Below are 23,845 nucleotides of genomic sequence, written 5' to 3'. Positions count from 1 at the left end.
ACCGGAGGTCCCCCACCGGAGATCCCCCTTCGAGAACCCGCCTCTGAAGGAGCACCCGCATGTCCCGCCCCGTCCCCTCCCGCAGAGCCTTCCTCCTGGCGACCGCCGGCGCCGGCGCCGCCCTCGGCCTCGCCGCCGCCCCCGCCACGGCGGGCAGCCGCCCCTTCGGCCGCTACGGCTCCCCGGCCGCCCGGCTCACCCCGGGCACCCTGTACGTCGACCCGCGCGGCCGCGGCGACTTCACCTCCGTACAGGCCGCCGTCACCGCCGCCACCGGCAGCGGCCGGACCCTGGTCCTCGCCCCCGGCACCTACCGCGAGACCGTCGCCGTCGACGCCACCCGCACCGAGGCCACCTGGATCGGCGCCTCCGAGGACCCCCGTGACACCGTCATCGTCTACGACAACGCGGCCGGCACCCCCAGGCCCGACGGCTCCGGCACCTACGGCACCAGCGGCTCCGCCACCACCACGGTCGCCGCCGACGGCTTCACCGCCCGCTGGATCACCTTCGCCAACGACTGGCTGCGCAGTGACAACCCCGACTACACCGGCACCCAGGCCGTCGCGATCAAGGTGCAGGGCGACCGCTCCGCCTTCCACCACTGCCGCTTCCTCGGCCACCAGGACACCCTGTACGCCGACACCCGCGACCTCACCTTCTTCGCCCGCCAGTACTACGCCCACTGCTACGTCGAGGGCGACGTCGACTTCGTCTTCGGCCGGGCGACGGCGGTGTACGAGCACTGCCACTTCCGCACGCTGGTCCGCACCGACCTGGCGGCGGCGCCGTACGGCTTCGTCTTCGCGCCCTCCACGGCGGGCGCCAACCCGCGCGGCTACCTGGTGACCGGCAGCCGGATCAGCAGCGAGGCCCCCGACGGCTACTACAAGCTGGCCCGCCCCTGGGTGCCCAGCTCCGACACCACCGCCCGCCCGATGCTCACCGTCCGCGAGACCCGCCTCGGCGCCGGCATCGACGCGGTCGCCCCGTACGCCAACATGCGCGACGCCTACCCCTGGCAGGACCAGCGCTTCCGGGAGTACCGCAACACCGGCCCCGGCGCCGCCGTCACCGTCCCGGAGAACCGGCCCCAGCTCACCCGCGCCGAGGCCGCGGCCCACACCAAGGCGGCCTACCTGGGCGACTGGCGGCCCCGTGCGTAGGGCCGCGACCGCCGCGCTGCTGGCCTGCGCGGCCCTGCTGCTGCCCTCGGCCCCCGCCTCGGCCGCCGCCCCCGGACCCGTCGGCTGGGCCGCCACCGGTCCCGGCACCACCGGCGGGGCGGGCGGCCGGACCTGGACGGTGCACAACCGGGCCGAGCTGAAGGAAGCCCTCGCGAACGACGGCGACCCGACCGCCCCCAAGGTGATCCGGGTGGCCGGCACCATCGACGGGCACGAGGCCGACGACGGTTCGTCGCTCGGCGAGCAGGACTACGCCCCCGGCTACGACCTCACGCGGTACATGTCCTGCTTCGGCGCGGACGGCACCACCTGGTCCGACACCCGCCACGACTACTGCAAGCGGCAGCGGCAGCTGAGGCAGACCGGGTCGAACAACGAGAAGGCGCAGATCCAGCTCACCGTGGAGAGCAACACCACCCTGGTCGGCACCGGGGACGGCGCCTCGCTGCTCGGCGTCTTCCTGACCGTCAACACCGGCACCGACATCGTCGTGCGCAACCTCCGCCTCGAAGCGCCCGTCGACCACTTCACCAGCTGGTCCCCGGACGACGGCACCAACGGCAACTGGAACGCCCGGTTCGACGCGATGACCGTCATCACCGGCACGCACATCTGGATCGACCACTGCGTCTTCACCGACGGACGCTTCCCCGACCGCGAGGCCCCCACCGGCTTCCACGGGGAACACGTCCAGCGGCACGACGGGGTGCTGGACATCGAGGACGGCTCCGACTTCATCACCGTCTCCGACAGCCGCTTCGAGGACCACGACAAGGCGCTGCTGATCGGCTCCGGCGACAGCCGCGGCGACCGGGACCGCGGCCATCTGAAGGTGACCTTCGCCCGCAACCTCTTCACCGGCATCACCCAGCGCGCCCCGCGCGTCCGCTTCGGGCAGGTGCACGTCGTCAACAACGTCTACCGGGGCCGGGCGGACGACACGCTGTACGCGCTCGGCGCCGGCGTCGAGTCGGCGGTCTTCTCCGAACGCAACGTCTTCGCCTACCCGCACGGCACCCCCGCGCTCGCCGTCGCCGACTACGGCGCCACGGCGTTCCACGACACCGGGTCCTGGTTCAACGGACGCCCCGCGCACCTGGACGCCGTGGCGCGCGGCCTCGGCCTCGCCGACGACGTGGGCTGGGACCCGGCCGACGTCTACGACCACCGGGCCCTGACCTCCGCCCACGCCGTCGAACGGTACGTCCTGCGGCACGCCGGCACCGGGAGGTCCCATGACCGCCCGTGAACCCCTGGGCCGCCGCACCTTCGTGGCGGGGGCGGCCACGGCCGCGCTGTTCACCGGAACGGGCGCGGGCACCGCACGGGCGGAGGACCTGGTGGGCGGCAACCTTCCCGACTTCCACCAGGCCCTCAAGGACGAGCTGCGCTTCCCGCTCGCCTGGGGCACCTCGCCGGTCCGCGACTTCCGGGCGTGGCGGCGCACCGCCCGCAGGACCGTCGAGGAACACCTCCTCGTCGACGACCAGCAGGGCACCCCGTACGACCCGGAGTTCACCGAGGGACCCGAGGGCGACGGCTACCGGCGCCAGTCGGTGACCCTCTCCCTCACCCGCCACACCCGGGTGCGCGGCAGCCTGCTCACCCCGCACGGCACCGGGCCCTTCCCCGCCGTACTGCTGCTGCACGACCACGGCGCCAAGTTCGACATCGGCAAGGAGAAGTGCGTCCGGCCCTGGGCCCCCTGGGACGACGGCACCCGGCTCGCCTCCGCCCAGGCGTGGGCGGACAAGCTCCTCGACGGCCGGTTCGTCGGCGACGAACTGGCCCGGCGCGGCTATGTGGTGCTGTGCCTGGACGCCCTCGGCTGGGGCGACCGCGGCCCCGTCACCTACGAACAGCAGCAGGCCCTGGCCGCCAACCTCTACAACCTCGGCTCCTCGCTCGCCGGGCTCATGGCCCGCGAGGACGCCCGCGCCGCCGGCTTCCTGGCCGGCCTGGACCGCGTCGACGCCCGGCGGGTGGCCGCCGTCGGCTTCTCGATGGGCGCCTACCGGGCCTGGCAGACCGCCGCCCTCAGCGACGACATCGCCGCCGCCGTCAGCGTCTGCTGGATGACCGGCCTGAAGGAGATGATGGTCCCCGGCAACAACACGCTGCGCGGGCAGTCGGCGTACTACATGCTGCACCCCGGACTCGCCCGGCACCTGGACATCCCCGACGTGGCGAGCATCGCCGCACCCCGGCCGATGTTCTTCGTCGACGGCGAGCGGGACACCCTGTTCACCCCCGACGGCGTGGCGGCGGCCTACGCGAAGCTGCGTGCCGTCTGGGACTCCCGCCGCGCCGGACACCGGCTGCGCACCGACCTCTGGCCGGGCGTCGGCCACGTCTTCACCGCCCCCATGCAGGACGAGGTCTTCGCCTGGCTGGACTCCGTCCTCTGATCCCCCTCCCACCCGCACGAGAAGGGACCCGCACACCATGTCTCGTCGCACCGCTCTCACCGCCGTCGCCGCACTCGCGCTCGGCACCGGCGTCGCCGCCCTCCCCACCCAGGCGCAGGCCGCCACCGTGGTCGTCAGCAACGTGACCGACCTGTCCAACGCCATCAAGAACGCCACCGCCGGCACCGTCATCCAGGTCCGCGGCGGCACCTACTACCCGACCGCCACCCTCCAGTCCACCGCCAACGGCACCTCCTCGGCGCCGGTCACGCTCACCGCGTACGGCTCGGAGACCGTGAAGATCGACGGCTCGGACCTCCCCGACGGCGACTGGATCTTCAAGCTGACCGCCGACTACTGGAACGTCTCCAACATGACCTTCCAGAACTCCCCGGACAGCGCCGTCGTCTGCACGTCCTGCACCGGCACCAACTGGAACAACATCAAGACCATCAACGGCGGCGACTCCGGCTTCACCCTGACCGGCGACGGCACCGTGAACAACACCGTCCGCAACCTCGACTCGTACGGCCACTACGACGCCGCCAACCACGGCGAGAACGCCGACGGCATCGCCGTGAAGTACGGCTCCGGGACCGGCAACCTCATCACCGGGGCGCGGCTGTTCAACAACTCCGACGACGGCCTGGACTACTGGTCGTTCTCCTCCCCGGTCACCGTCGAGCACACCTGGGCCTTCGGCAACGGCAAGAACCGCTGGTCCGACTCGGCGTTCGCGGGTGACGGCAACGGCTACAAGCTGGGCGGGGACGGCGAGGTCGTCGCGCACGTCGTCAACAACTCGGCCGCCTGGGACAACCAGGGCAACGGCTTCACCGAGAACTCCAACACCGGCGCCATCGTCATCAACCGCACCACGGCTTACGCCAACGCCAAGTGGGGCTACTACTTCGCCACCTCCGCCGCCCGGCTCGGCAAGAACCTCGCCGTGAGCAACGGCAGCGGCTCGGTCAGCAAGGGCTCCTCGGTCGTCTCGGCCGGCAACAACTGGGACTCCGGCATCGCCACCCCGGCCTTCGTGTCGACGGACGCGACCACCGTCTACAACGCCCGTTCCGCCAGCGGCACGCTGCCCGCCACCACCTTCCTGACGACGGGCAGCTCGACCATCGGCGCCACGATGAACTGACCTCAGCGGCCCCGGACCGACCCCAGCGTCGGCACCACCGGGACGATCGATCCGTCGGCGGCGAACTCCAGCCGGTCGACGGTGGTCTCCCGGTGGGTGCCGTCGCCGCCGGGCCGGCCGGGGCCGTTCAGGGCGAACCGGTGGTAGACGATGTACCAGTCGTCGGTGCCGGGGGTGTTCACCACCGAGTGGTGGCCGGTGCCGAGGATGCCGTACTCCGGCCGCTTGGACAGGATCGTCCCCCGCTTCGTCCACGGGCCGAGCGGGGACGGTCCCGTCGCGTAGGCCACGTGGTAGTTCTCGCTGCGGGTGTCGTCCTCGGACCACATGAAGTAGTACGTGCCGCCCCGCTCGATCACGAACGACCCCTCACGGAAGTCCGCCGGGGTGATGTCCCGGACCGCCTCCGGGTCGAAGGACACCATGTCGTCGCCGAGTGGCACGACGTAGCCGTGGCCGTTGCCCCAGTACAGGTACGGCTGTCCGTCGGTGTCGGTGAAGACGGCCGGGTCGATCATCTGGCCCGCGAAGTCGGTCCTGCCGATCAGCGGCTCGCCGAGGGCGTCCTCGAACGGCCCGGCGGGGGAGTCCGCCACCGCCACGCCGATCTGCTGCTCGGCGCAGAAGTAGAACCAGTACTTCCCGTCGCGCTCGGTGATCGCCGGCGCCCAGGCGTGGGAGTCGGCCCAGGAGACGTCCGGGCCGAGGTCCAGGATCACGCCCCGGTCCCGCCAGTGCACCAGGTCCTTCGACGAGTACGCCGAGAAGCGGGTGCCGCTCCAGCCCCGGAAGCCGTCGGTGGTCGGGTAGATCCAGTACTCGCCGTCCAGGTAGTGCACGTCCGGGTCGGCGGTGAGCCCCGGCAGCACCGGGCTGCGCGTGGGCACCGCCTCCACCGTCCACACCCGCCGGGTGCCGTCGGCCGCCGTCACGGTGTACGTCTGCGGCTCACGGAAATCACGGCGGGCACCGGAGCGCGGACTGACGGTCGACCCCTCGGCCGTCCACAGCTTCGGTGCGAGGCGGCGCGGGTCGGTGCCGGGCTCCATGGGCAGCACGACCTTCGAGGACGCCTCGGTGACGATCGCGTACCCCTGCTGCCCCTTGGCCGTCACGTCCGTCACCGACGCCGGCGAGGCCGGGTAGGCGGTCAGCAGGCGGTCGTACTCCTCCTGCGTGACCGGCAGCACCGTGCCGTGCCGGGGGCCGGCCGGCAACTGGTAGTCCTCGGACACCGTCCACTCGCCCGAGTCGAGGTCGGTGGTCTCGAAGGGGACGTAGCCCCGGCCGCCGTACTCGTCGATGAACAGGTACCACTTCTCCTCGGTGTTCGACTTGAAGACGGTCGGCCCCTCACCGCGGTCGATCGAACCGCTGCCGACGCAGTCGGCGACGAAGTCGTAGGACGTGTCGGTGAGTTCCGTCGACTTCTCGGCGGTGATGAACTTCGAGCAGGGGGTGCTGGAGGTCGGGTTCCGCTCGTCCTTGGTGTAGCGGTAGTAGGTGCCCTCGTGCGCGACGACCGTGGAGTCGATGACCGAGTAACCGGGGTCGCTCCAGACCTTCGGCTCGCTGAAGGTGCGGAAGTCCTCCGTGGTCGCGTACATCATCTTGTTGTACGTCGAGCCGGTGTGCCCGGGGTCGTCGTCGGCGTACAGCTTGGACGCCCAGAAGACGACGTACGCGTCCAGCGACGCGTCCCAGTACGCCTCCGGCGCCCAGGCGTTGCCCGCGTTGTCCGGGGCGACCTTCACCAGCCGCTGGTCGGTCCAGTGCACCAGGTCGGTGGACTCCCAGACCATGACCGACGTACTGCCGTGCCGCTGGACCTCGTCCCAGCTGCCGCTGCTGTTCCGGTACATCCGCAGGTCGGTGGCGATGGCGTAGAACTTGTCACCCTCGGGGGCGCGGATCACGAACGGGTCGCGCAGGCCCTGCTCACCGATGGTGGAGGTGAGGACGGGCTCGCCGCCGTTCAGCTCCCGCCAGTGCAGCGGGTCGTTGCCGCGGCTGAGGGCGTAGCGGATCTGCTCACCGTCGGCGGTGCCCTCGCCGGTGAAGTAGGCGAAGAGGTAACCGGCGTAGCGGGGGTGGTTCACGGACGGCGCTCCTGGGTGGGCGGCGAGCAGGGTGAGCAGCAGGGAGAGGAGGAGGGTGAGGGCGGCGGGCAGGAACGCGCGGGCGGTGTGGCGACGCATGACGTTTCCTGTCGGAGTCTGGTGGGTTTTGAGGGGAGGGGTGCCCTCGGAGTGTCACCAGGGGGGAACAGGGCGTCAACAGGCGTGGCGGGTACGGAAGTTTCCGAAAATCTCGCCGGCCGCCCGGAGAAGTCTCCGGGCGGCCGAGAGGGGGAATGCGGGAGTTGCGGGAGGGGGATCAGTCGTACGTGATGTCCGAGTCGTCGAACTTGCAGTACGTGCCGTCCGCCCCGGAGCCCGTCTTGGTGGGCTCGTCACCGGAGCTGTTGCCCTTGTAGCGGACGCACGTCTCGATGTCCCGGTCGTCGTCGCCGTGGATGCGGATGTCCGAGAGCGTGGCGGTGTCGCCGTAGTTGGTGTTGATGCCGGCCAGCGCCTTGCCCGGCGCCGTGACGTCGATGTCGCTGAGCACGATGGTGCGCTTGTACTGCTTGGAGCAGTTGCCGCAGGAGCGGACCAGCTTGCCGAAGTCCTCGACCTGGAAGCCGGTCACGGTGAGCTTCCCGGCGCCGTTGAACTGGAGCACCTTGTCGTCGGCCTTCTTCGCGCCGCCGCCGATCACCTTGTACGTCGCCGAGGACGAGGTGCCCTTGAAGGAGGCGGCGTCCTCGCCGACATCCGTCCACCACACGTTCTGCAGGGTGCAGGAGCCCTTGCAGTGGACGCCGTCGGCGGCCGGGGTGCCGATGATGACGTTCTTCAGGACGGCGCCGTCGGCCAGCTCGAAGATCGGGTCCTGGCCCTCCTCCTGGCCGTCGCCGCCGAGGTCGCCGGAGCCGTAGAAGTTCTTCAGCCCGCCGTCGTAGGTGCCCGAGACGGAGATCGTCGAGGAGACGGCCTTCTTGCCGGTGGCGGTCGGCCAGGACGAGGCGGCGCCCGCGGTGGACAGCATCGACGTGGTGACGATCGCCGCGCCGGTGATGCCGAACGCGGCGGCCGAGGCGATCACCGCCCGGCGCCGGGTGACCCCGCGGCGGTGACGGACGCGCTGGTCGGTTCGTGCGGTCATGAAAGGTTCCTTGCGTGAGGGAACGTTCTTGCGTTTCCTGGTCGCCGCCACCGGGGCGAGAGGTTGCCGTCCTCACGAAAGGATTTTTCTCAGTCGTCCTGGGGTGCGAAGTCGCCGTCCATAGAAAGCTCCTGGGAGCCGGAGACGGCGGTCGCCGCGTAGGTGTCGTCCCCGGCGTCCCGGCCGCCGCGCTCGTGGTCGTACTGCCCGGCGAACACCCAGGTGCCCGCCGGGACCGTACGGCCCTCCTTGAGCACCCACGTGTAGACGAGGAAGCCGTCGTCCTCGGCGACGGTCAGCGTGAAGTCCTCCTCGGGCAGCGACCGCCACGCCCCGGCCGAGGTGACCCCGCCGGTCTGGGCGATCCGCAGCCGGACGGTGAGGGCGGACAGGCTCTCCTCCGTCTTCAGCGTGACGTTGCTCTGCGCCCAGAACGTGTTGCTGTGCCGGTCGACCGAGCCGTCCGACCACAGCGGACCGTCCGACACGCCGTTGCCGGCCGCCGGGGCCGTGGGTGCCGTCGGGGTCGCCGGGGGCGTGGGGGTCGCCGAGGCCGTGGGAGCGGTGGGGGTCACCGGGGTGGTGGGCGTCGCCGAGACGCTGGGGGTACTGGGGGCGGTCGGGGGCGTCGGGGACGACGAGGGCGTCGGCGAGACCGCGACCGTCCCGGGCGCGGGGTCCTCACCGCGGACGGCGAGCGCGACCGCGCCGGCGCCCAGGCCGAAGACGCCCGCCACCGCCGCGGTGGCGGCCACCACCCGCGTCCAGCCCCACACGGGCCGGCGCGTCGCCCGGTGTCCGGCGCGGGAGGCCGCCCCCGCCGGGTGACCGGCGGGAGAGGCCATCCCGCGCTCGATCCGGGCCAGCATCCGCGCCCGGTCGGGCTCATGCGCCTCGGCCGCCTCCCGCAGCCGGGCGCGCACCTCCTCGTGGCCGTCGCGCACGGTCACCGGTTCCCTCCTCCGGCCGTGCCGGTGCCCTGTCCTACGCTCCGCGCCGTCGCGCGTACCCGCAGCGCGGCCCGCTCCGTGCCCAGCCGTCGCTGGAGTTCGGCCATCGCCTTGGAGGTCTGGCTCTTCACCGTACCCACCGAGACGCCCAGCGCGAGCGCGGTGTCCTTCTCGGAGAGGTCGAAGGCGTGCCGCAGCACCACGCAGGCCCGCTTGCGGAACGGCAGCGAGCGCAGCGCCTCCTGCACGTCGACCACGGCCGCCACGTCCGGGTTCTCGGTCCGCTCCTCGCGCTGCGACCAGAACAGCGCGACCCGCCGCCGCTCCCGCACCGCGCTGCGCACCCGGGTCCGGGCCAGGTTGGCGACGACACCCCGGGCGTACGCCACCGGATGATCGGCCGCGCGCACCCGGTCCCAGCGGTGCCACAACGCCAGCAGCGCGTCCGCCGCCAGATCGTCCGCGATGTCCGGTTCACCCGTCAACAGACGGGCCAGCCGGGACAGTTCGGCGTAGTGACGCTCGAAGAACTCATGGAACTCCACGGAGGCGGCGTCGTCGACGACTGTGCCCACGGACGGTCTCTCCTCGCAGCGGTTCCCCGACGTCGAACAGCCGTACGCCGGGTCGGGAAGCGGCACTGTACCAGCGTCGGGCCTCAACTCCGTGCGGTGTGCCGAACGTTGTGTGACAGGTCGAACCAATCCGAACCGCTCCGAGCCGCTCGGCCGGTGGGCGGGCGGGGTCACGTCCGGGTCGTGTTCAGGGCGCGGGCGTGGTGCCGCCCGCCGTGCCGCCGTCCGTCTCCTCCAGTGCGTGGACCAGCCGGTCCAGGGCGGGCAGGGCCCGGTCCAGGGCCGCCCGGTCGGAGCCGGGCATCTCCTCGACGATCCGGACCAGCGCGGCGGTGCTGGCCCGGTCGTAGCGGTCGAGCAGCTCCAGGGCCTGTCGTGACGCGGTGAGCACCACCGTCCGCTGGTCGTGCGCCGGACGGACCCGTTCCACCAGTTGTGCGGCGGACATCGTGCGGACGAGATTGCTCACGGTGGACGGCGCCACCCGCAGCCGGGCGGCCGCGGCGCCGGGGGAGAGGCCCTCGGGCGACGAGGAGAGCGCCCGCAGCAACTCGATCTGAGCCTCCGGCAGGTCCGGCAGCCCCTCGGCGTTGCGGGTGGCGCGCAGGACCGCCCGGCGCAGCGGCCCCAGCAGTCCGCCCAGTCCGGTGGCCACCCGGACCGCTCCCGGTGTCCCCGCCGCGTCCGGGCCGTCCGTCCGGCCCGCTGCCTGGTCCCTGTCGCTCATGGCCCCATTGTGACCTGCGCCCCGATAGTTTTGTGACAAACAGTTTTTGTGACACAATCATCTGGTAGTGAAGCGCCGCGGCCCGCACGGAGGGTCCGCGGGCAGGCAGGAGTGAGGAGCACCACATGGGCACCGCGACCGACGCCCCGACCACCGTCGAGAACCCCGTTCCGCCGCAGGACCTGTCCGGCATCACCGGGCACCGGTTCATCTACACGTACGCCAACGGCTGGCAGTACGAGATGTACGTGAAGAACGCCACGACCATCGACTACCGCATCCACACCGGCATGGTCGGCGGGCGCTGGGTCAAGGACCAGGAGGTCGACCTGGTGCGGCTCGCCGAGGACGTCTACAAGGTCTCCTGGAACGAGCCGACCGGCACCTCGGTCGTCGTCAACGTGCTGCCCGGCCGCCGGGTCCTGCACGGCACGATCTTCTTCCCGCGCTGGATCGAGGAGGACGGGAGCAGGACGGTGCTCTACCAGAACGAGCACCTGGACGAGATGCGCGCCTTCCGCGACGCCGGCCCCACCTACCCGATCTACGTCGTCCCGGAGTTCGCCCGCATCACCCTGTTCGAGCACGTCGGCGAGGACGACGAGAGCATCGTCGCGGTGGGCCCCGAAAGCCTGCCCGAGGGCTTCGCCGACCGCGTCAACTGAGAGACGGTGACACCATGACGCCCACCACCGTCCCGGCGCCGCCCCTCACCTTCTTCGCCCACCTGTCGGTGCGCGTCGCCGCCCCGTACGACCTGGGCGAGGCACCGGACGGCCACCGCCGGCTGGTGCCCCTGACCGGCGGCTCCTTCGAGGGGCCCGAGGTGCGCGGCACCGTCCTGCCGGGCGGCGCCGACCACCAGGTCCTGCGCACCGCGACCCTGACGGAACTGGACGCCCGGTACGCCCTGGAGACCGACCGCGGCGAGCGGATCGCGGTGCACAACACCGGGATCCGCTCGGGACGGCCCGAGGACATCGCGGCCCTGGTCCGGGGCGAGGAGGTGGCGCCGGAGCGGATCCACTTCCGCAGCCACCCCCGGCTGACCACCGCCGCCGGCCGGCTCGCGTGGCTCAACGAACGCCTCTTCGTCGCCACCGGCGAGCGCCGGCCGGACAGCGTGGAGCTGGACGTCTTCCTGCTCGGCTGAGGCCGGCCTCCCGGCGCCGCCTCCCTCGTCGCGCGGCAGCGGCCGTACGCCCCGCACGTGCTCAGCGCCTCACCCGAAGGCGAGCTTCGTCGTCCCCCACTCACTGGCGGAACTGATGACGGCGGCGCCGCTGCCGATGACGGAGGAACCGCCCTTGTGGAAGTAGACGCTTCCCGAGCTGGACAGGGCCCAGATGTCGGGGATGCCGTCCCCGTTGACGTCCGGAGTGCCGCGAAGGTGCGTCACCGGCACGGTGGCCGTCGACCAGCCCTCGGCGTAGACCTCGTCGGCCCCGGTCTTCGACGCCGCCGCCGTCGACAGGGAGGCGATGGTGGAGCCGCCCGCGCTGTCCTTCACCCCGTACCGCAGGTACAGGCGGCTGGAGGAGCCGGAGCGCCACAGCAGGTCGGGGGCGCCGTCCTTGTCGTGGTCACCGACCGAGACGAGGTCCCGCTCCAGCCACGCCGACGAATTGATCTTCGTCGTCCTGAGGAAGGTGGCGCCGGTGTACCCGTCGAAGGCCCACAGCTCACCGCCGGTCCCCGTCGCGAACATGTCGGCCCGGCCGTCGGCGTCGTAGTCACCCACGATGATCTGGTCGAACGTCGCCGGGTCGGGCGAACCGGAGGGCAACCGGACCGTGCTGCGCCGGGAGATGTCGACGCTGCCGTAGCCGTCCCCGGGATACACGTACAGCTTGCCGTCGGGCATCCGGGCGAAGAGGTCACCGACACCGTCGCCCGCTAGGGCGTCACCGCCGTGCGCGAGGAGCGCGGGCGCGCCGTCGTCGCCCACCCAGTAGCCGGGCAGGTGTTCCTCGCCGTCACCGTCCTTGTCGGAGAGCAGACCGACGCCGTCGTCATGACCGGCCGCCAGGCCGACGTGCAGGTCTCCGGCGCTGGTGGACGGGTACAGCGTCAGGTTGCCGTTGGAACTGATGGCGTACAGGTCCGGGACGCCGTCCCCCGTGGCGTCCCCCGGTCCGTCCGCGGAGTCCCTCGGCGTCACGTAGAACAGGTACTTCGTGCCCTGCGAGGGATTGCCGGCGCTGTCCACGGCGCGCACGTACAGCACGTTGGGGCCCGCGGTGGGCGGGGGCAGGGGCAGGGTGACGGACTGGCCCGCCGGGACCTCCTCGCTCTCGTCGTAGCTCGTGCTGTTGAAGGAGTAGTCGAAGCGGGTGACGTCCTTGTCCTCGTCCGGGGCGAAGGTGAACTTGCCGGACGTCCCGAACTTCACCTCCGACCAGACGCTCCCGTCCTCGTCGGCGGCCGGGTAGTCGTCGGAGGACACGATCGGCTCGTTCGGCATGGTGCTGTCGTAGACGAACCGGCACACGTTCGGGCTCTTCGTGGGGTAGTACGCGGAGGCCGCTCCGGACGAGTCGATCGCGCGGACCCGCCAGGAGTACTGGTACCCGTTGGTGAACTGCGACTTGGACACGGTGACCGACGCCGTGCCGGTGCTGGTCACCGTGGCGTTCTTGTCGACGATCTTGTCGTCGCCGTAGCCGGTCCGCCACAGCTCGAAGTCCAGGTACTGCAGGTCCTGCCGGGTGGAGGTGTCGTCCGCGTCGGAGGACTTCGCCGACAGGACGAGATCCCGCTTGCCGATGCGCACGTACGGCGTGGTGTAGTCACAGGTCCCGCCGGGGGACTGCTTCACCGAACTCGGCGTCTTCGGCTTGCGGTTGTAGACGATCTTCAGCTTGGGGGCGCTGTCCCCCTCGGCGCGGAACTTCTTCCAGGAGTAGGCGGAGTCCTCCGTGGTGGCGCGCAGCCCGATGGTCATCGTCTGACCGCCGCTGTCGACGACGTCCTGGGTGGCCGCCTTGGCGCTGTACTCCACGTAGGCGTCGGGGCAGGAGGAGTTGTAGCCGTGGGCGAAGGACTTGGTGCCGATCTCCGACTTCCAGTCCGGCTGGTTGTTCCACGTCGTCCTGGACGAGATGGACCCGGTGGTCCACACCTGCATCTCACGGCTGGAGCAGGACCAGGAGTACGTCTCCCGCAGTGAGAGGGTGGCCGACGAGACGACGGCTCCCTTCAGGTTCGTGCTCCAGCCCAGCCGGAAGAAGGAGCGCGACAGACCCCAGGTGGTCGACTCGTAGCCGACGCGGGCCTCGGTGGTGCCGCTGTTGTAGTTGGCGCCGTCGTAGAAGCTGGAGCTGGGGTACTTCTTGTACGCCGTCGTCCAGTTCTTCGTCTTGCCGTAGATCGTGGGGTCGATGAAGACCGGGTAGACGGTGTCCTCGGCGGTGAGCAGATCGCTGTCCGGCGTGATCGACAGACCGGTGGAGGCCGCGCCGGGATCGGTCAGTGCGGCACCGGCGACCGCCATGTGCGTACCGGGGTCGGGCCCGGCGAGTCCGGCGAGCGCGAACACCTCCTCGTCCGTCAGCGAGGCGGGGGCGGCGTCCGCGTACGCGGCCTGCCGGACGCCCGTCGTGCCGCCGCCGGCCGTCTCCCCGGCGCTCGCCGGACCGGCGGACGCGGTGTCGGCGGGATCCGTCTCGGTGGCCTCGCTGGACGGGGTGGTGCCGGATGCCGCCGGTGCGGGCTCGGCGGACGCGGTCTCCGTCGGGGCGTCGGTGTCCATCCCGTCCTCGGGGACGGCCGGCTCCTCGCCGACCGGTGCCCCCGACTCCTCCGAGTACGACGGGTCCGGCTCCGGCTCGCTCTCCGTCGGCTCGGGATCGTCGCCCTCGGTGACGGCGGGGCGGCCCGCCGAGTCCCACAGGTAGGGCGTGGGCGAGAAGGCGAACTCCTCACCGTCGCGGTCCTTGGCGCTGACGACCTTGGTGACCGGGTCCAGGTGGAAGGTCAGGCCGGGGGAGGACAGGCCGTACGACAGCTCGGCGAGCGCCGGACCGGCGGCCGCCTCGGCGCTGTGCACGATCAGTACGTGACTGAAGCCGTCGGCCTGCGCGGTCAGCATCAGGTCGACCCCGTCGAACACGTCCCGGTACAGGGCGCTGGGCCCGCTCACCACCGGCTCGGGCACCGAGCCCGGCCAGCTCAGCGTAATCTCGTGCCCGGCGCTGGTCAGGGTGGCCAATGCGGTGTAGCCCTCGGTGGCGTCGGCGACGCGGAGGGCGTTCCCGCCGTCGGCCGTGAACACCGCCGGGCGGACCGCGGACGCGGAGCCGCGGTTCGCCGCCCGGTTCCCGGTGCCCGCGCCGGCGCCGCCGGAGAACACGACGGGTTCAGCGCTGGCCTTGGGCGCCCATCCGCCCCCGGCCACCTGCGTCAAGGTCGTGTCGATGGACTTCCAGACCCCGTTCACCTTCGCCCGTACCGGCGCCCCGTGCACGACCGTCTCGAAGCTCCCGTCGGGGCGGGCGTAGGTCTCGGAGGTCTCGTCGCGCAGCGTGCCGACCTCCACCCGCTCACCCCTGCTGACGGCCTGCTCCTGAGCGGTTTCCTCGGTCAGCGGACGCGCGGCGGCCTTCTCGGAGCCGGCCCGTCCGTCGGTGCCGTCGGACGTGTGGAGGAGCGGGACGGTGAGCAGTCCGACGCCCAGCGCGCCGGCGACCAGTGCGCCCACCCCTGCCCGTCCGCGTCCGGACGCGGGCAGGCCGAAGCGACGACGTTCCATGGTGCTGCGTCCCCTCCCCCTGGAATTCCGAAACCCCCGGAATTCTGTGAGTTCCCTTTGTGTCTCCGGCCGTGGTGAAGGGTCGGTCCAGGAAACGAGCACAGAGCATGACCGATGCGGCGAGGTTGCGCCACACCCGGCTTTGGGTCTTTGCTCGCCGACTCGCCCGACGGAACGATCTTTTTCGGCCACGTGTCCAACTTGCGTGCCTGACCAGGAGGTTCACGTGACGGGACAGTCGGGTCAAACGATCGCTATTTACCCTTGCTTGATGGTGAATTGGGCTCTCTTTGGTCTGGTCTCGCACATCTTGAGCGGGCTGAACAGCCTTTATTGAATGCCGCAGGAATTATGCATGTGACCTAGATCACCAGCTCTCCAGGACTTGTTGACTTTTCGTGAAGGGGTGCCGGAAAGTTCGTGATCGACATTGGACGGAACTGTGTGCGCGGGGGCTGCCGCTGTGTGGGGATCACTGTCGTGGAGCGGCAGGCAGGAGCGCGTTCGCACGCGCGCCGAGCGCCGCAGACGGGCGCGGATACGCGTCGCCGTCATCGGTTCGACCGTGGTCGCCCTGACCATGGGCATCCTGCCCGCCGCCTACGCGCTGCCGCCGGACGACGACCGCAGCGGTGTCGACCTGGTCGACCTCCCCGAGCCGGAGCAGGCCGAGGGCGAGAACGGCGGGCAGCTCGCCGAACTGACCACGGCCGAGGCCGAGCAGCCCGTGGAGTACGACCCGAGCAACGTCACCGCCCCCGCCCGCGGCTCGGCCGCCCAGGACCTCACCGGCCTCACCCCCGGAGAGATGGTCCCGCTCGTCCAGGAGGACGGCACCGCCCTTCCTGTCGAGGTGGGCGCTCCCGAGACCGCCACCGCGACCGAGGCCGCCGCCCTGGAGGGCCAGTGGCAGGTCACACTCGCCGGCCAGGACGAACTGGCCGCCACCACGATCGAGGGCGTGGCCCTCACCGTCACCCCGCCCGCCGAGGCCACCGGCGACGCCGTGATCGCCCTGGACTACAGCGACTTCTCCGAGCTGTACGGCGCCAACTGGGCGGACCGGCTGTCGTTCGCGCAGTACCCGGCGTGCTTCCTGACCGCCCCGGACACCGAGGGCTGCTCCGAGCCGTCCGAGGTCACCACCGACAACGTGGTCGAGCAGACCGGCACGGACGCCGACGGCAACCCGGTGTACGAGCGGCGCATCGAGGCGACCGTGGCCACCGAGGCGCTGGCGGCGGGCGGCACCTCCGAGGAGACGGCCTCCACGGCGGCCTCCTCCACCGAGGGCACCGTCACGGACGGCGTGTACCGCACCGGGAAGACCACCGGCGGCACCCCCTTGGCCTCCCTCGCCGCCGCGACCGCCGACGGCTCCGGCTCCTCCGTCCTGCTCGCGACCGACTCCGGTTCCGGCTCCAAGGGCGACTTCGGCGCGACTCCGCTGGTCAGCGCCGGGTCCTGGTCGGCCGGCGGCAATGCCGGCGGCTTCAGCTACTCGTACACCCTCCAGACCCCGAGCGTGCCGGGCGGCCCGTCCCCGGCGGTCTCCTTCGGCTACAACTCCCAGGTCGTGGACGGCCGTACGTCCGCCTCCAACAACCAGCCCTCCTGGATCGGCGACGGCTGGGAGTACAACGCGGGCTCCATCACCCGCACGTACACCTCCTGCCGCGACGACATGACCGGCGGCAACAACAAGAAGAAGACCAGCGACCTCTGCTTCGGCTCGTACAACGCCACCCTCACCCTCGGCGGCACCACCACCGAACTGGTCCTGCCCGACAAGGCCGACCCGTACGGTGACGCCTGGGTCACCGCGAGCGGCGACGGCTCCCGCGTCGAACTGCTCAGGGACACCGGCCTCGGCAACGGCGACGCCGACGGCGAGTACTGGCGGGTCACCACCCGCGACGGCACCCAGTACTACTTCGGCAAGCACAAGCTGGACGACGACTGGGCGAGCGGCGACCCGGTGACGGACTCGGTCCTGACGGTTCCGGTCGCCGGCAATCAGGACAAGGAACCCTGCTACCAGGCGGGTGACTTCGCGGGCTCCTTCTGCGACCAGGCCTGGCGCTGGAACCTCGACTTCGTCGTCGACACCGACGGCAACGCGATGACCCTGTGGTGGGCGAAGGAGACCAACCACTACGCCCAGAACAACAAGTTCAAGACGCCCGTCTCCTACGACCGCGGCGGCTACCTCAAGCGCATCGACTACGGCCTGAAGGCGGACGAGCCGTACGCCGACCCGATCTCCCGGGTCGCCTTCGACGTCGACGAGCGCTGCTTCAAGGAAGGCGACATCACCTGCACCAAGTCCGGCGACGAGAACGACAACTTCGCCTCCGGTGACTTCGCCAAGAACCGCATCTGGTACGACACCCCGGCCGACCTGTACTGCGCCGCCGGCAAGGAGTGCTACGTCCCGGTCCCCACCTTCTGGTCGCGCAAGCGCCTCGCCCAGGTGACCACCCTGACGCAGCGCACCCAGGGCTCCACCGCCCTGTCCAAGGTGGACAGCTGGACCCTCCAGCAGTCCCTGCCCGCCGACCTCACCGACGAGGGCACCGCCCTCTGGCTGGAGTCCATCACCCGCACCGGCTACGGCACGGACTCCGAAGCCATCGCACTGAACCCGGTGCAGTTCCTCGCCAACAGCCAGCCCATGCCCAACCGGGTCAAGGAAGGCGCGAACGACCCCAACCCCGCCTTCGACCGGCTGCGCGTCGCCCGGGTCGTCAGCGAGTACGGCGGCGAGACCGTCGTCACTTACAAGGCACCGACCGGCGCCTGCAAGACCGGCAGCGGCTTCCCGAAGCCCGAGGAGAACACCGGCCTGTGCTTCCCGGTGTACTGGAACGCCGACCCCGACGTGGAGACCATCGACTGGTTCCACAAGTACGTCGTCGAGTCCGTCCAGGAACTCCCCGCCCTCACCGGCGTCGACCCGGTCACCACCACGTACGAGTACCTCGACGGCGGCGCCTGGGCGCTGAACCAGGCGGAGTTCTCCAAGAAGAAGACCCGCACCTACGACCAGTGGCGCGGCTTCGCCCGGGTCCGCACCTACACCGGCGACGACAGCGACACCCCGCTGATGTCCACCGAGCGGGGCATGACCGAGACCCGCTACTTCCGCGGCATGGACGGCGACAAGCTTCCCGACGGCAGCACCCGTTCGGTCACCGTCAGGGACGCCGCCGACGCGGTCATCGCGGAGGACAAGGAACCCTTCACCGGCCGCGTCGCCGAGACCCTCACATACGCCTCGGCCACCGCCGGCGCCGACGACTGGCTGACCCGGACGGTCGACAAGCCGAAGGCCCTGCTGCTGGCCTCCCGCAGCCGCTCCGGAGGCATTCCCGACCTCAAGGCCTGGCGCATCACGGTCCCCGAGTCGCTCACCTACACCCGGTCCTCCGGCACCGGCGACGACAAGCGCACGACCCGCGTCCTCTACACGGCCACGGAGTACGACGAAACCTACGGCCTGCCCACCGAGGTCACCGAGTACAACGACTGGTCGCCCGACCCCGCGAGCGACAACCCGGACGACGACACCTGCACGGTCATGTCGTACGTCCACAACACCGCCAAGCACCTCATCGGCCTCGCCAAGCAGACCCTGACCACCGCCGGCACCTGCGACGAGGCCGGCACCGCGACCGCCGCCGACTGGATCGACGGCTCCCGCGTCGCCTACGACGGCGGCGCGTACGGCGACGCCCCCACCACCGGCAACGCCACCACCACCTGGGCGATCACCGGTGACGGCGGCGGCTGGGTGAAGGACGGCGAGGTCACCTACGACGGCTACGGCCGCACCACGGTCACCCGCAACGCCGAGGCCATCGCCGAGAACGACGAGACGAACAAGGACGTCACGACGTACGTCCCCGACGACGGCCAGGTCTTCCAGATCAAGACCGCCAACGCGCTCGGCCAGGAGGAGATCACCACGGTCGAGCCCGGCCGCGGAGTCTCCCTCACCGAGGAGGACATCAACGGCCGGACGACGACGTACGAGTACGACGCCCTCGGCCGCGCCGCCCGGATGTGGGCCCCCTCCCGCCCGACGTCCGAGTCCCCGTCGGCGAAGTTCACCTACGACACGACCATCGGCCAGCCGGTCTCGGTGACCACCGAGTCCCTCACCGACGACGGCGACTACGACGTCTCCACCGTCATCTACGACGGCCTCGGCCGGGAACGCCAGAAGCAGGACCCGGCGGTCGGCGGCGGACGCCTGATCACCGACATCCTCTACAGCGCCAACGGCACCATCGCCCAGACCAACAACGCGTACTACGACGTCGGCGACCCCTCCACGGTCCTGTTCGAGCTGGCCTCGGACTACCAGGTCCCCAACGCCACCCTGTACTCCTACGACGGCCTGGGCCGCACCCTCACCGAGACGCCGTATCTCAACGGCGAGGAGGCCGAGGAGAAGGCCACCACCAACGAGTACGGCCTCGACTACTCCACCGTCATCAACCCCGAGGGCGCCACCGCCCAGCGCACCTGGTCCGACGCCCTGGGCCGCACGGTCCGCGTCGACACGTTCACGGACGCGCTGCGCGCCGCGCACCGCTCGACGACCTACACGTTCGACGAGCGCGGCGACCAGGTGAAGGCGGAGGACTCCGAGGGCAACACCTGGAGCTGGACGTACGACGCCCGTGGCCGGCAGACCAAGGCGGTCGACCCGGACACCGGCACGACGACCACCAAGTACGACAACCTGGACCGCCCCACGCTGGTCGCGGACGAGAACACCACCGTCGCCACGGTCTACGACAAGCTCTCCCGTCCCATTGAGCAGCGCGAGGGCTCGGCCACCGGCACCCTCCTCGCCAAGACGGTCTACGACACCCTCATCGGCGGCGCCGGCCTGCCCACCTCGCAGACCCGCTACACCGACGGCCTCGCCTACACCACCGCGGTCACCGGCTACACCGCCGACTACCAGCCGACCGGCCAGGAGATCACCATCCCCGAGTCGGTAGCCATGGCCTACGGCCTGGAGCCGACGTACCGCTACAGCTTCGAGTACTCGGACCTGGGCGTCCTGGAGGCGACCAACCTCCCCGCCGTGGGCACCCTGCCCGCCGAGAAGCTGGTGGTCCGCTACAACGAGGACGGCCTGCCGGTCTCCACCTCCGGCACCGACTGGTACACCGCGGACACCTCGTACTCCCCGTACGGCCAGGTCCTGCGGACGGTCAGCGGCGAGAACCCGAACCGGGTCTGGACGACGAACCTCTTCGACGAGGCGACGGGCGAACTGACCCAGGCCATCGTGGACCGCGAGTCGACCAGCGACACCACGGCCGTCACCGGCCACCGCGTCAACGCCCGCAGCTACACCTACGACCCGGCCGGCAACGTCACCTCCATCGCCGACCGCGCGAACGAGGTCACGGACCTCCAGTGCTTCGACTACGACGCACTGGGCCAGCTCACCGAGGCGTGGACCGCACCCTCCGCGTGCAAGGTCACCGGCAAGGAGACAGCCGCCCCCAGCTACTCGGACGGCACGACCAACGTCACCGACGCCAACAGCGGCTACTGGCAGAGCTACGCGTACGACGCCCTCGGCAACCGCACCAAGCTGGTCGAGCACGACCCCGGCCTGGACACCACCGCCGACGCCACTACCTCCTACACCTACGGCAAGGCGGACGGCACCCAGCCGCACACCCTGACCGGCATGTCCTCGACCTACAAGGCGGTCTCCGGCGCCCAGGTCACCGAGGCGACGACCCTGACGTACGACGACGCGGGCAACACGACCACCCGCACGTACGACGGATCGGAACAGGCCCTGGCCTGGACCTGGGACGGCCAGGTCGAGAAGATCACCGGCTTCGGCGAAAACGGCGCCGGCGCCTGGCAGGGCCTGGCCGACAAGTGCCTGGACCTGTCCAGCGCGCTGACGACGGCCGGCACCCCGCTCCAGCTGTACTCCTGCAACGGCAGCAAGGCCCAGAAGTTCCGCATCGACTCGGCCTCCACGGCCGACCCGTCGACCGGCGCCCTGAAGATCCTCGGTAAGTGCGCGGTCCCGAAGGGCGGCGCCACCGCGAACGGCACGGCGGTCGTCATCGCCGACTGCACGGGCGCGGCGGCCCAGCAGTGGACGGCGACCGCCACCGGGACCCTGAAGCACGTCGCGTCGGGCAAGTGCCTGGACGTCCCGTCGTCCAACTCGGCCGACGGCACCGACCTGCAACTGAACACCTGCGGCACCGGCGCCAACCAGCAGTGGCTGCCGGACAACGAGACGACGTACGTCTACGGCGGCGACGGCTCCCGCCTGATGGCGATCTCGAACACCGAACGCACCCTGTACCTGGGCGAGTCGACGATCTCGGTCAACGCGGCCGGCGCCCCCGCCTACACCGAGCGCTACTACTCCCAGGCGGGCGCCCCGACGGTGATGCGCTACGCGCAGGGCACCAGCGCCTCGTCCCTGTCCGTCCAGATCACCGACCAGAACGGCACCGCGTACGCCAACGTGGAGCTGGCCTCCGGCAACAAGGTCAAGTTCTCCAAGACCGACCCGTTCGGCGCGGAACGCACCGAGTCGACGACGTGGCGCTCCCACCGGAGCTACGTCGGCGGCGGCGACGACGCGAGCAGCGGCCTGGTCCACCTGGGCGCCCGCGAGTACGACCCGGACACGGGCCGCTTCCTCTCCGCCGACCCGGTCCTGGACCTGGAGGACCCGGTCCAGATGAACGGGTACGTCTACTGCGAGAACAACCCGGTCACCTTCGCCGACCCGACCGGCCTGGCGTCGGAGGGCGGCACGAGCGAGTACGGCGGCCCCTCGGCCTCGGCGGAGGCCTGGGCGAAGAACCAACTGAACACCTCCCTGGCGGACGTCATCCTCTCGGTCGGCTGGGCCGCGCTGAAGGACTTCATCGGCTGGAACGACGTGGTCGGCTGTTTCTCCCGGGGTGACCTGTGGGCGTGCGGCAGCCTGTTCATCCAGGCGATCCCGTGGACGAAACTGACCAAGATCCCCTCGGTCATCAAGGCGGCGTCGCGGATCGCGAGCGCGGTCAACGCGTGGATGAAGGCCAAGGAGAAGGCCCGCAAGATCATCGAAATGGCCAAGAAGGCCCGCGAACTGGCCCGCAAGGCGAAGGAGGCCAAGCGCAAGGCGGCCGAACGGGCGGCCCAACTGCGCAAGAAGGCCAAGGAGGCGGCCACCCGCAAGGCCAAGGCAGCCGCGCGGAAGACGGGCAACGCCGTCCAGAAGACGCAGAAGGCGGCGGCGAAGAAGGCGGAGCCGAAACCGCGGCAGGCCAGGGCCAAGGACGAGTCGTCGGGCAAAACCCGGGAGTCGTCAGAATCCTCCGGGGAAGGCATCGGCTGCAAGAAACCGAACAGCTTCGTGCCCGGCACCCTCGTCCTGATGGCCGACGGCACCACCAAGCCCATCGAGGACATCGAGAACGGCGACAAGGTCCTGGCCACCGACCCGGAGACCGGCGAGACGGCCGTGGAGACGGTCACCGCCGAGATCCTCGGCGAGGGCGTCAAGCACCTGGTCAAGGTCGAGATCACCACCCCCGACGGCACCACCGCCGAGGTCACGGCCACCGACGGACACCCCTTCTGGGTCCCCGAACTGGGCGAGTGGATCGACGCCACCGACCTGAAGACCGGCCAGTGGCTGCGCACCAGCGCCGGCACGTACGTCCAGATCACGGCGATCGAACGGTGGACGGCGCAGCGGGCGACGGTTCATAACCTGACCGTCAGCGACCTGCACACCTATTACGTTCTCGCGGGCGAATCCGCTGTCCTTGTCCATAATTGCGGTGCTACCCAGGTCGAGTACGGTGGTGACAACCTCAGCCGAGTTGCTATCCAGGCACGCAAGGACAACGGGTGGTTGTCGGGCGGCAGGAACGTGGCTGTCGTCGCCTATGAGAACGGGGAAGGGGCGATGGACTACATAGTACGACGCAGCTCCGGCCGTCACTCCGAGCGTTTGGCGATCGAGGCATGGTCCGCGTTGGGCCTCGACGATGACAGCCTGAAGGGCATTTACACCGAGCTAGAGCCCTGCGGCTCCGACTACCAGAACTGCAGCGCATGGCTCGGGAAGAACGCCCCAGGGGGAGTGCCGGTAACATACAGCTTCACCTACGGTCCGGACCGGGCGGGAAGGCGATCGGGTATGAACGCTCTAAAACGCGGCCTGACTGCTATCCGGCGAGGACTGTTGTAATTGGGAGGTTTTCTGTGAGTGACGTGCGGTGGTCACCGTATGACGTGGCGGCCTTGCGAAGGGCAGGACTGGGCAGCGACGAGGTCGAACTCCTGTCGGAGCGGGGGTTGCCGGAGGACGTGCACCGCATGTTCGTGCGCAACGCCGACCGAGAGTTGGAACTGGCGGAGAGCCCTGCGACGGGACCTCTGGTTTTTCTGGGTGACTTCGAGGATGGAGTCAACAGCTACTACCTGTCCAAGACCGACGGTTCTGTGTGGATGAAGAAGGGGTATGCGGATGAGCAGAGTAGCTTCATCCGCGTGAATACCTCATTGAATTCACTTCAGCGGATACTGTACATCTGGGAGCTGTTCGTATGTTCCGGTGTGCATGAAGAAGACGACTTGTACGACTCGCTGGTGGAACGTACTGTTGCCGCCGCTGAAGATGCCGATCCTGAGGTGTTCGAGGACGAAGAAGGGTGGTGGCCCCGAGTGTTCGAGGAGGTCGAACTGGGAGTTCTTGCCCCGGAGTAATCCGGTCCCGTCACCTCAGAAATGATCAGTATCACAGGCATCGGGTGTACGGCGGTGGAGGGCCGCCGCTGTTGTGTTGGTGGATAACAGGGGTCGCGGTGTCTGATTGGTTCGGCGCT

14 protein-coding genes are annotated in these 23,845 nt (G+C 70.3%); 8 read left to right on the top strand and 6 right to left on the bottom strand.

Annotation, left to right across the window (positions count from 1 at the left end):
- The first annotated feature begins 59 nt into the window (after nucleotides 1–59).
- The 4 genes from J7I94_RS12430 to J7I94_RS12415 are packed head-to-tail and all read left to right on the top strand — an operon-like array spanning nucleotide 60 to nucleotide 4,745.
- On the top strand, nucleotides 60–1,166 hold the full coding sequence (locus tag J7I94_RS12430) for a pectinesterase family protein (RefSeq protein WP_215167112.1): 1,107 nt from the start codon (nucleotides 60–62) through the stop codon (nucleotides 1,164–1,166).
- On the top strand, nucleotides 1,159–2,436 hold the full coding sequence (locus tag J7I94_RS12425) for a polysaccharide lyase family 1 protein (RefSeq protein ID WP_215167111.1): 1,278 nt from the start codon (nucleotides 1,159–1,161) through the stop codon (nucleotides 2,434–2,436). Before J7I94_RS12430 ends, J7I94_RS12425 begins: the two co-directional genes overlap by 8 nt.
- Complete coding sequence (locus J7I94_RS12420; protein ID WP_215167110.1) at nucleotides 2,423–3,595, top strand: dienelactone hydrolase family protein; 1,173 nt, start codon at nucleotides 2,423–2,425, stop codon at nucleotides 3,593–3,595. The genes J7I94_RS12425 and J7I94_RS12420 overlap by 14 nt, the downstream gene beginning before the upstream one ends.
- Nucleotides 3,596–3,632: 37 nt before the next feature.
- Entirely contained in the window at nucleotides 3,633–4,745 is a 1,113-nt protein-coding gene (locus J7I94_RS12415; RefSeq protein ID WP_215167109.1) for a chondroitinase-B domain-containing protein, read from the top strand.
- Between the two features lie 2 nt (nucleotides 4,746–4,747).
- Here the strand turns inward: J7I94_RS12415 and J7I94_RS12410 are convergent, their stop codons facing one another.
- From J7I94_RS12410 to J7I94_RS12390, 5 genes are all read right to left on the bottom strand, one after another.
- Nucleotides 4,748–6,943, bottom strand: a complete 2,196-nt coding sequence (locus tag J7I94_RS12410; RefSeq protein WP_215167108.1) for a family 43 glycosylhydrolase — start codon at nucleotides 6,941–6,943, stop codon at nucleotides 4,748–4,750.
- Nucleotides 6,944–7,121: 178 nt separating this feature from the next.
- A complete protein-coding gene (locus J7I94_RS12405; RefSeq protein ID WP_215167107.1) occupies nucleotides 7,122–7,952 on the bottom strand; it encodes a pectate lyase in 831 nt (276 codons plus the stop codon).
- 89 nt (nucleotides 7,953–8,041) lie between these two features.
- Nucleotides 8,042–8,896 (bottom strand): hypothetical protein, encoded by an 855-nt coding sequence (locus J7I94_RS12400; RefSeq protein WP_374198380.1) that lies wholly within the window; start codon nucleotides 8,894–8,896, stop codon nucleotides 8,042–8,044.
- Between the two features lie 2 nt (nucleotides 8,897–8,898).
- Nucleotides 8,899–9,477: a SigE family RNA polymerase sigma factor gene (locus J7I94_RS12395; RefSeq protein ID WP_215167105.1), complete on the bottom strand. Its 579-nt coding sequence runs from the start codon at nucleotides 9,475–9,477 to the stop codon at nucleotides 8,899–8,901.
- Nucleotides 9,478–9,664: 187 nt separating this feature from the next.
- A complete protein-coding gene (locus tag J7I94_RS12390; RefSeq protein WP_215167104.1) occupies nucleotides 9,665–10,204 on the bottom strand; it encodes a MarR family winged helix-turn-helix transcriptional regulator in 540 nt (179 codons plus the stop codon).
- A gap of 125 nt (nucleotides 10,205–10,329) precedes the next feature.
- Here J7I94_RS12390 and J7I94_RS12385 point away from each other — a divergent pair, with 125 nt between their 5' ends.
- Both J7I94_RS12385 and J7I94_RS12380 read left to right on the top strand, forming a co-directional pair.
- Nucleotides 10,330–10,869: a phenolic acid decarboxylase gene (locus J7I94_RS12385; RefSeq protein WP_285442553.1), complete on the top strand. Its 540-nt coding sequence runs from the start codon at nucleotides 10,330–10,332 to the stop codon at nucleotides 10,867–10,869.
- Nucleotides 10,870–10,883: 14 nt separating this feature from the next.
- Nucleotides 10,884–11,357 carry a DUF3237 domain-containing protein gene (locus tag J7I94_RS12380; protein WP_215167103.1) on the top strand — a complete coding sequence of 158 codons (474 nt, stop codon included), beginning with the start codon at nucleotides 10,884–10,886 and terminating at the stop codon, nucleotides 11,355–11,357.
- Nucleotides 11,358–11,426: 69 nt separating this feature from the next.
- On the opposite strand, the gene J7I94_RS12375 is transcribed toward J7I94_RS12380, so the two are convergent.
- On the bottom strand, nucleotides 11,427–14,954 hold the full coding sequence (locus tag J7I94_RS12375; protein WP_215167102.1) for an FG-GAP-like repeat-containing protein: 3,528 nt from the start codon (nucleotides 14,952–14,954) through the stop codon (nucleotides 11,427–11,429).
- Nucleotides 14,955–15,519: 565 nt separating this feature from the next.
- Here J7I94_RS12375 and J7I94_RS12370 point away from each other — a divergent pair.
- Nucleotides 15,520–23,208, top strand: coding sequence for a polymorphic toxin-type HINT domain-containing protein (locus tag J7I94_RS12370; RefSeq protein ID WP_308114552.1), 7,689 nt, complete (start codon nucleotides 15,520–15,522; stop codon nucleotides 23,206–23,208).
- 14 nt (nucleotides 23,209–23,222) lie between these two features.
- Entirely contained in the window at nucleotides 23,223–23,726 is a 504-nt protein-coding gene (locus J7I94_RS12365; protein WP_308114551.1) for an SUKH-4 family immunity protein, read from the top strand.
- Nucleotides 23,727–23,845: the final 119 nt, after the last annotated feature.

Source organism: Streptomyces sp. ISL-12 (assembly GCF_018614415.1).
GTDB lineage: Bacteria > Actinomycetota > Actinomycetes > Streptomycetales > Streptomycetaceae > Streptomyces.
Note: the sequence above shows the minus strand (reverse complement) of the source record. Positions and strands in the feature narration are given on the sequence as shown.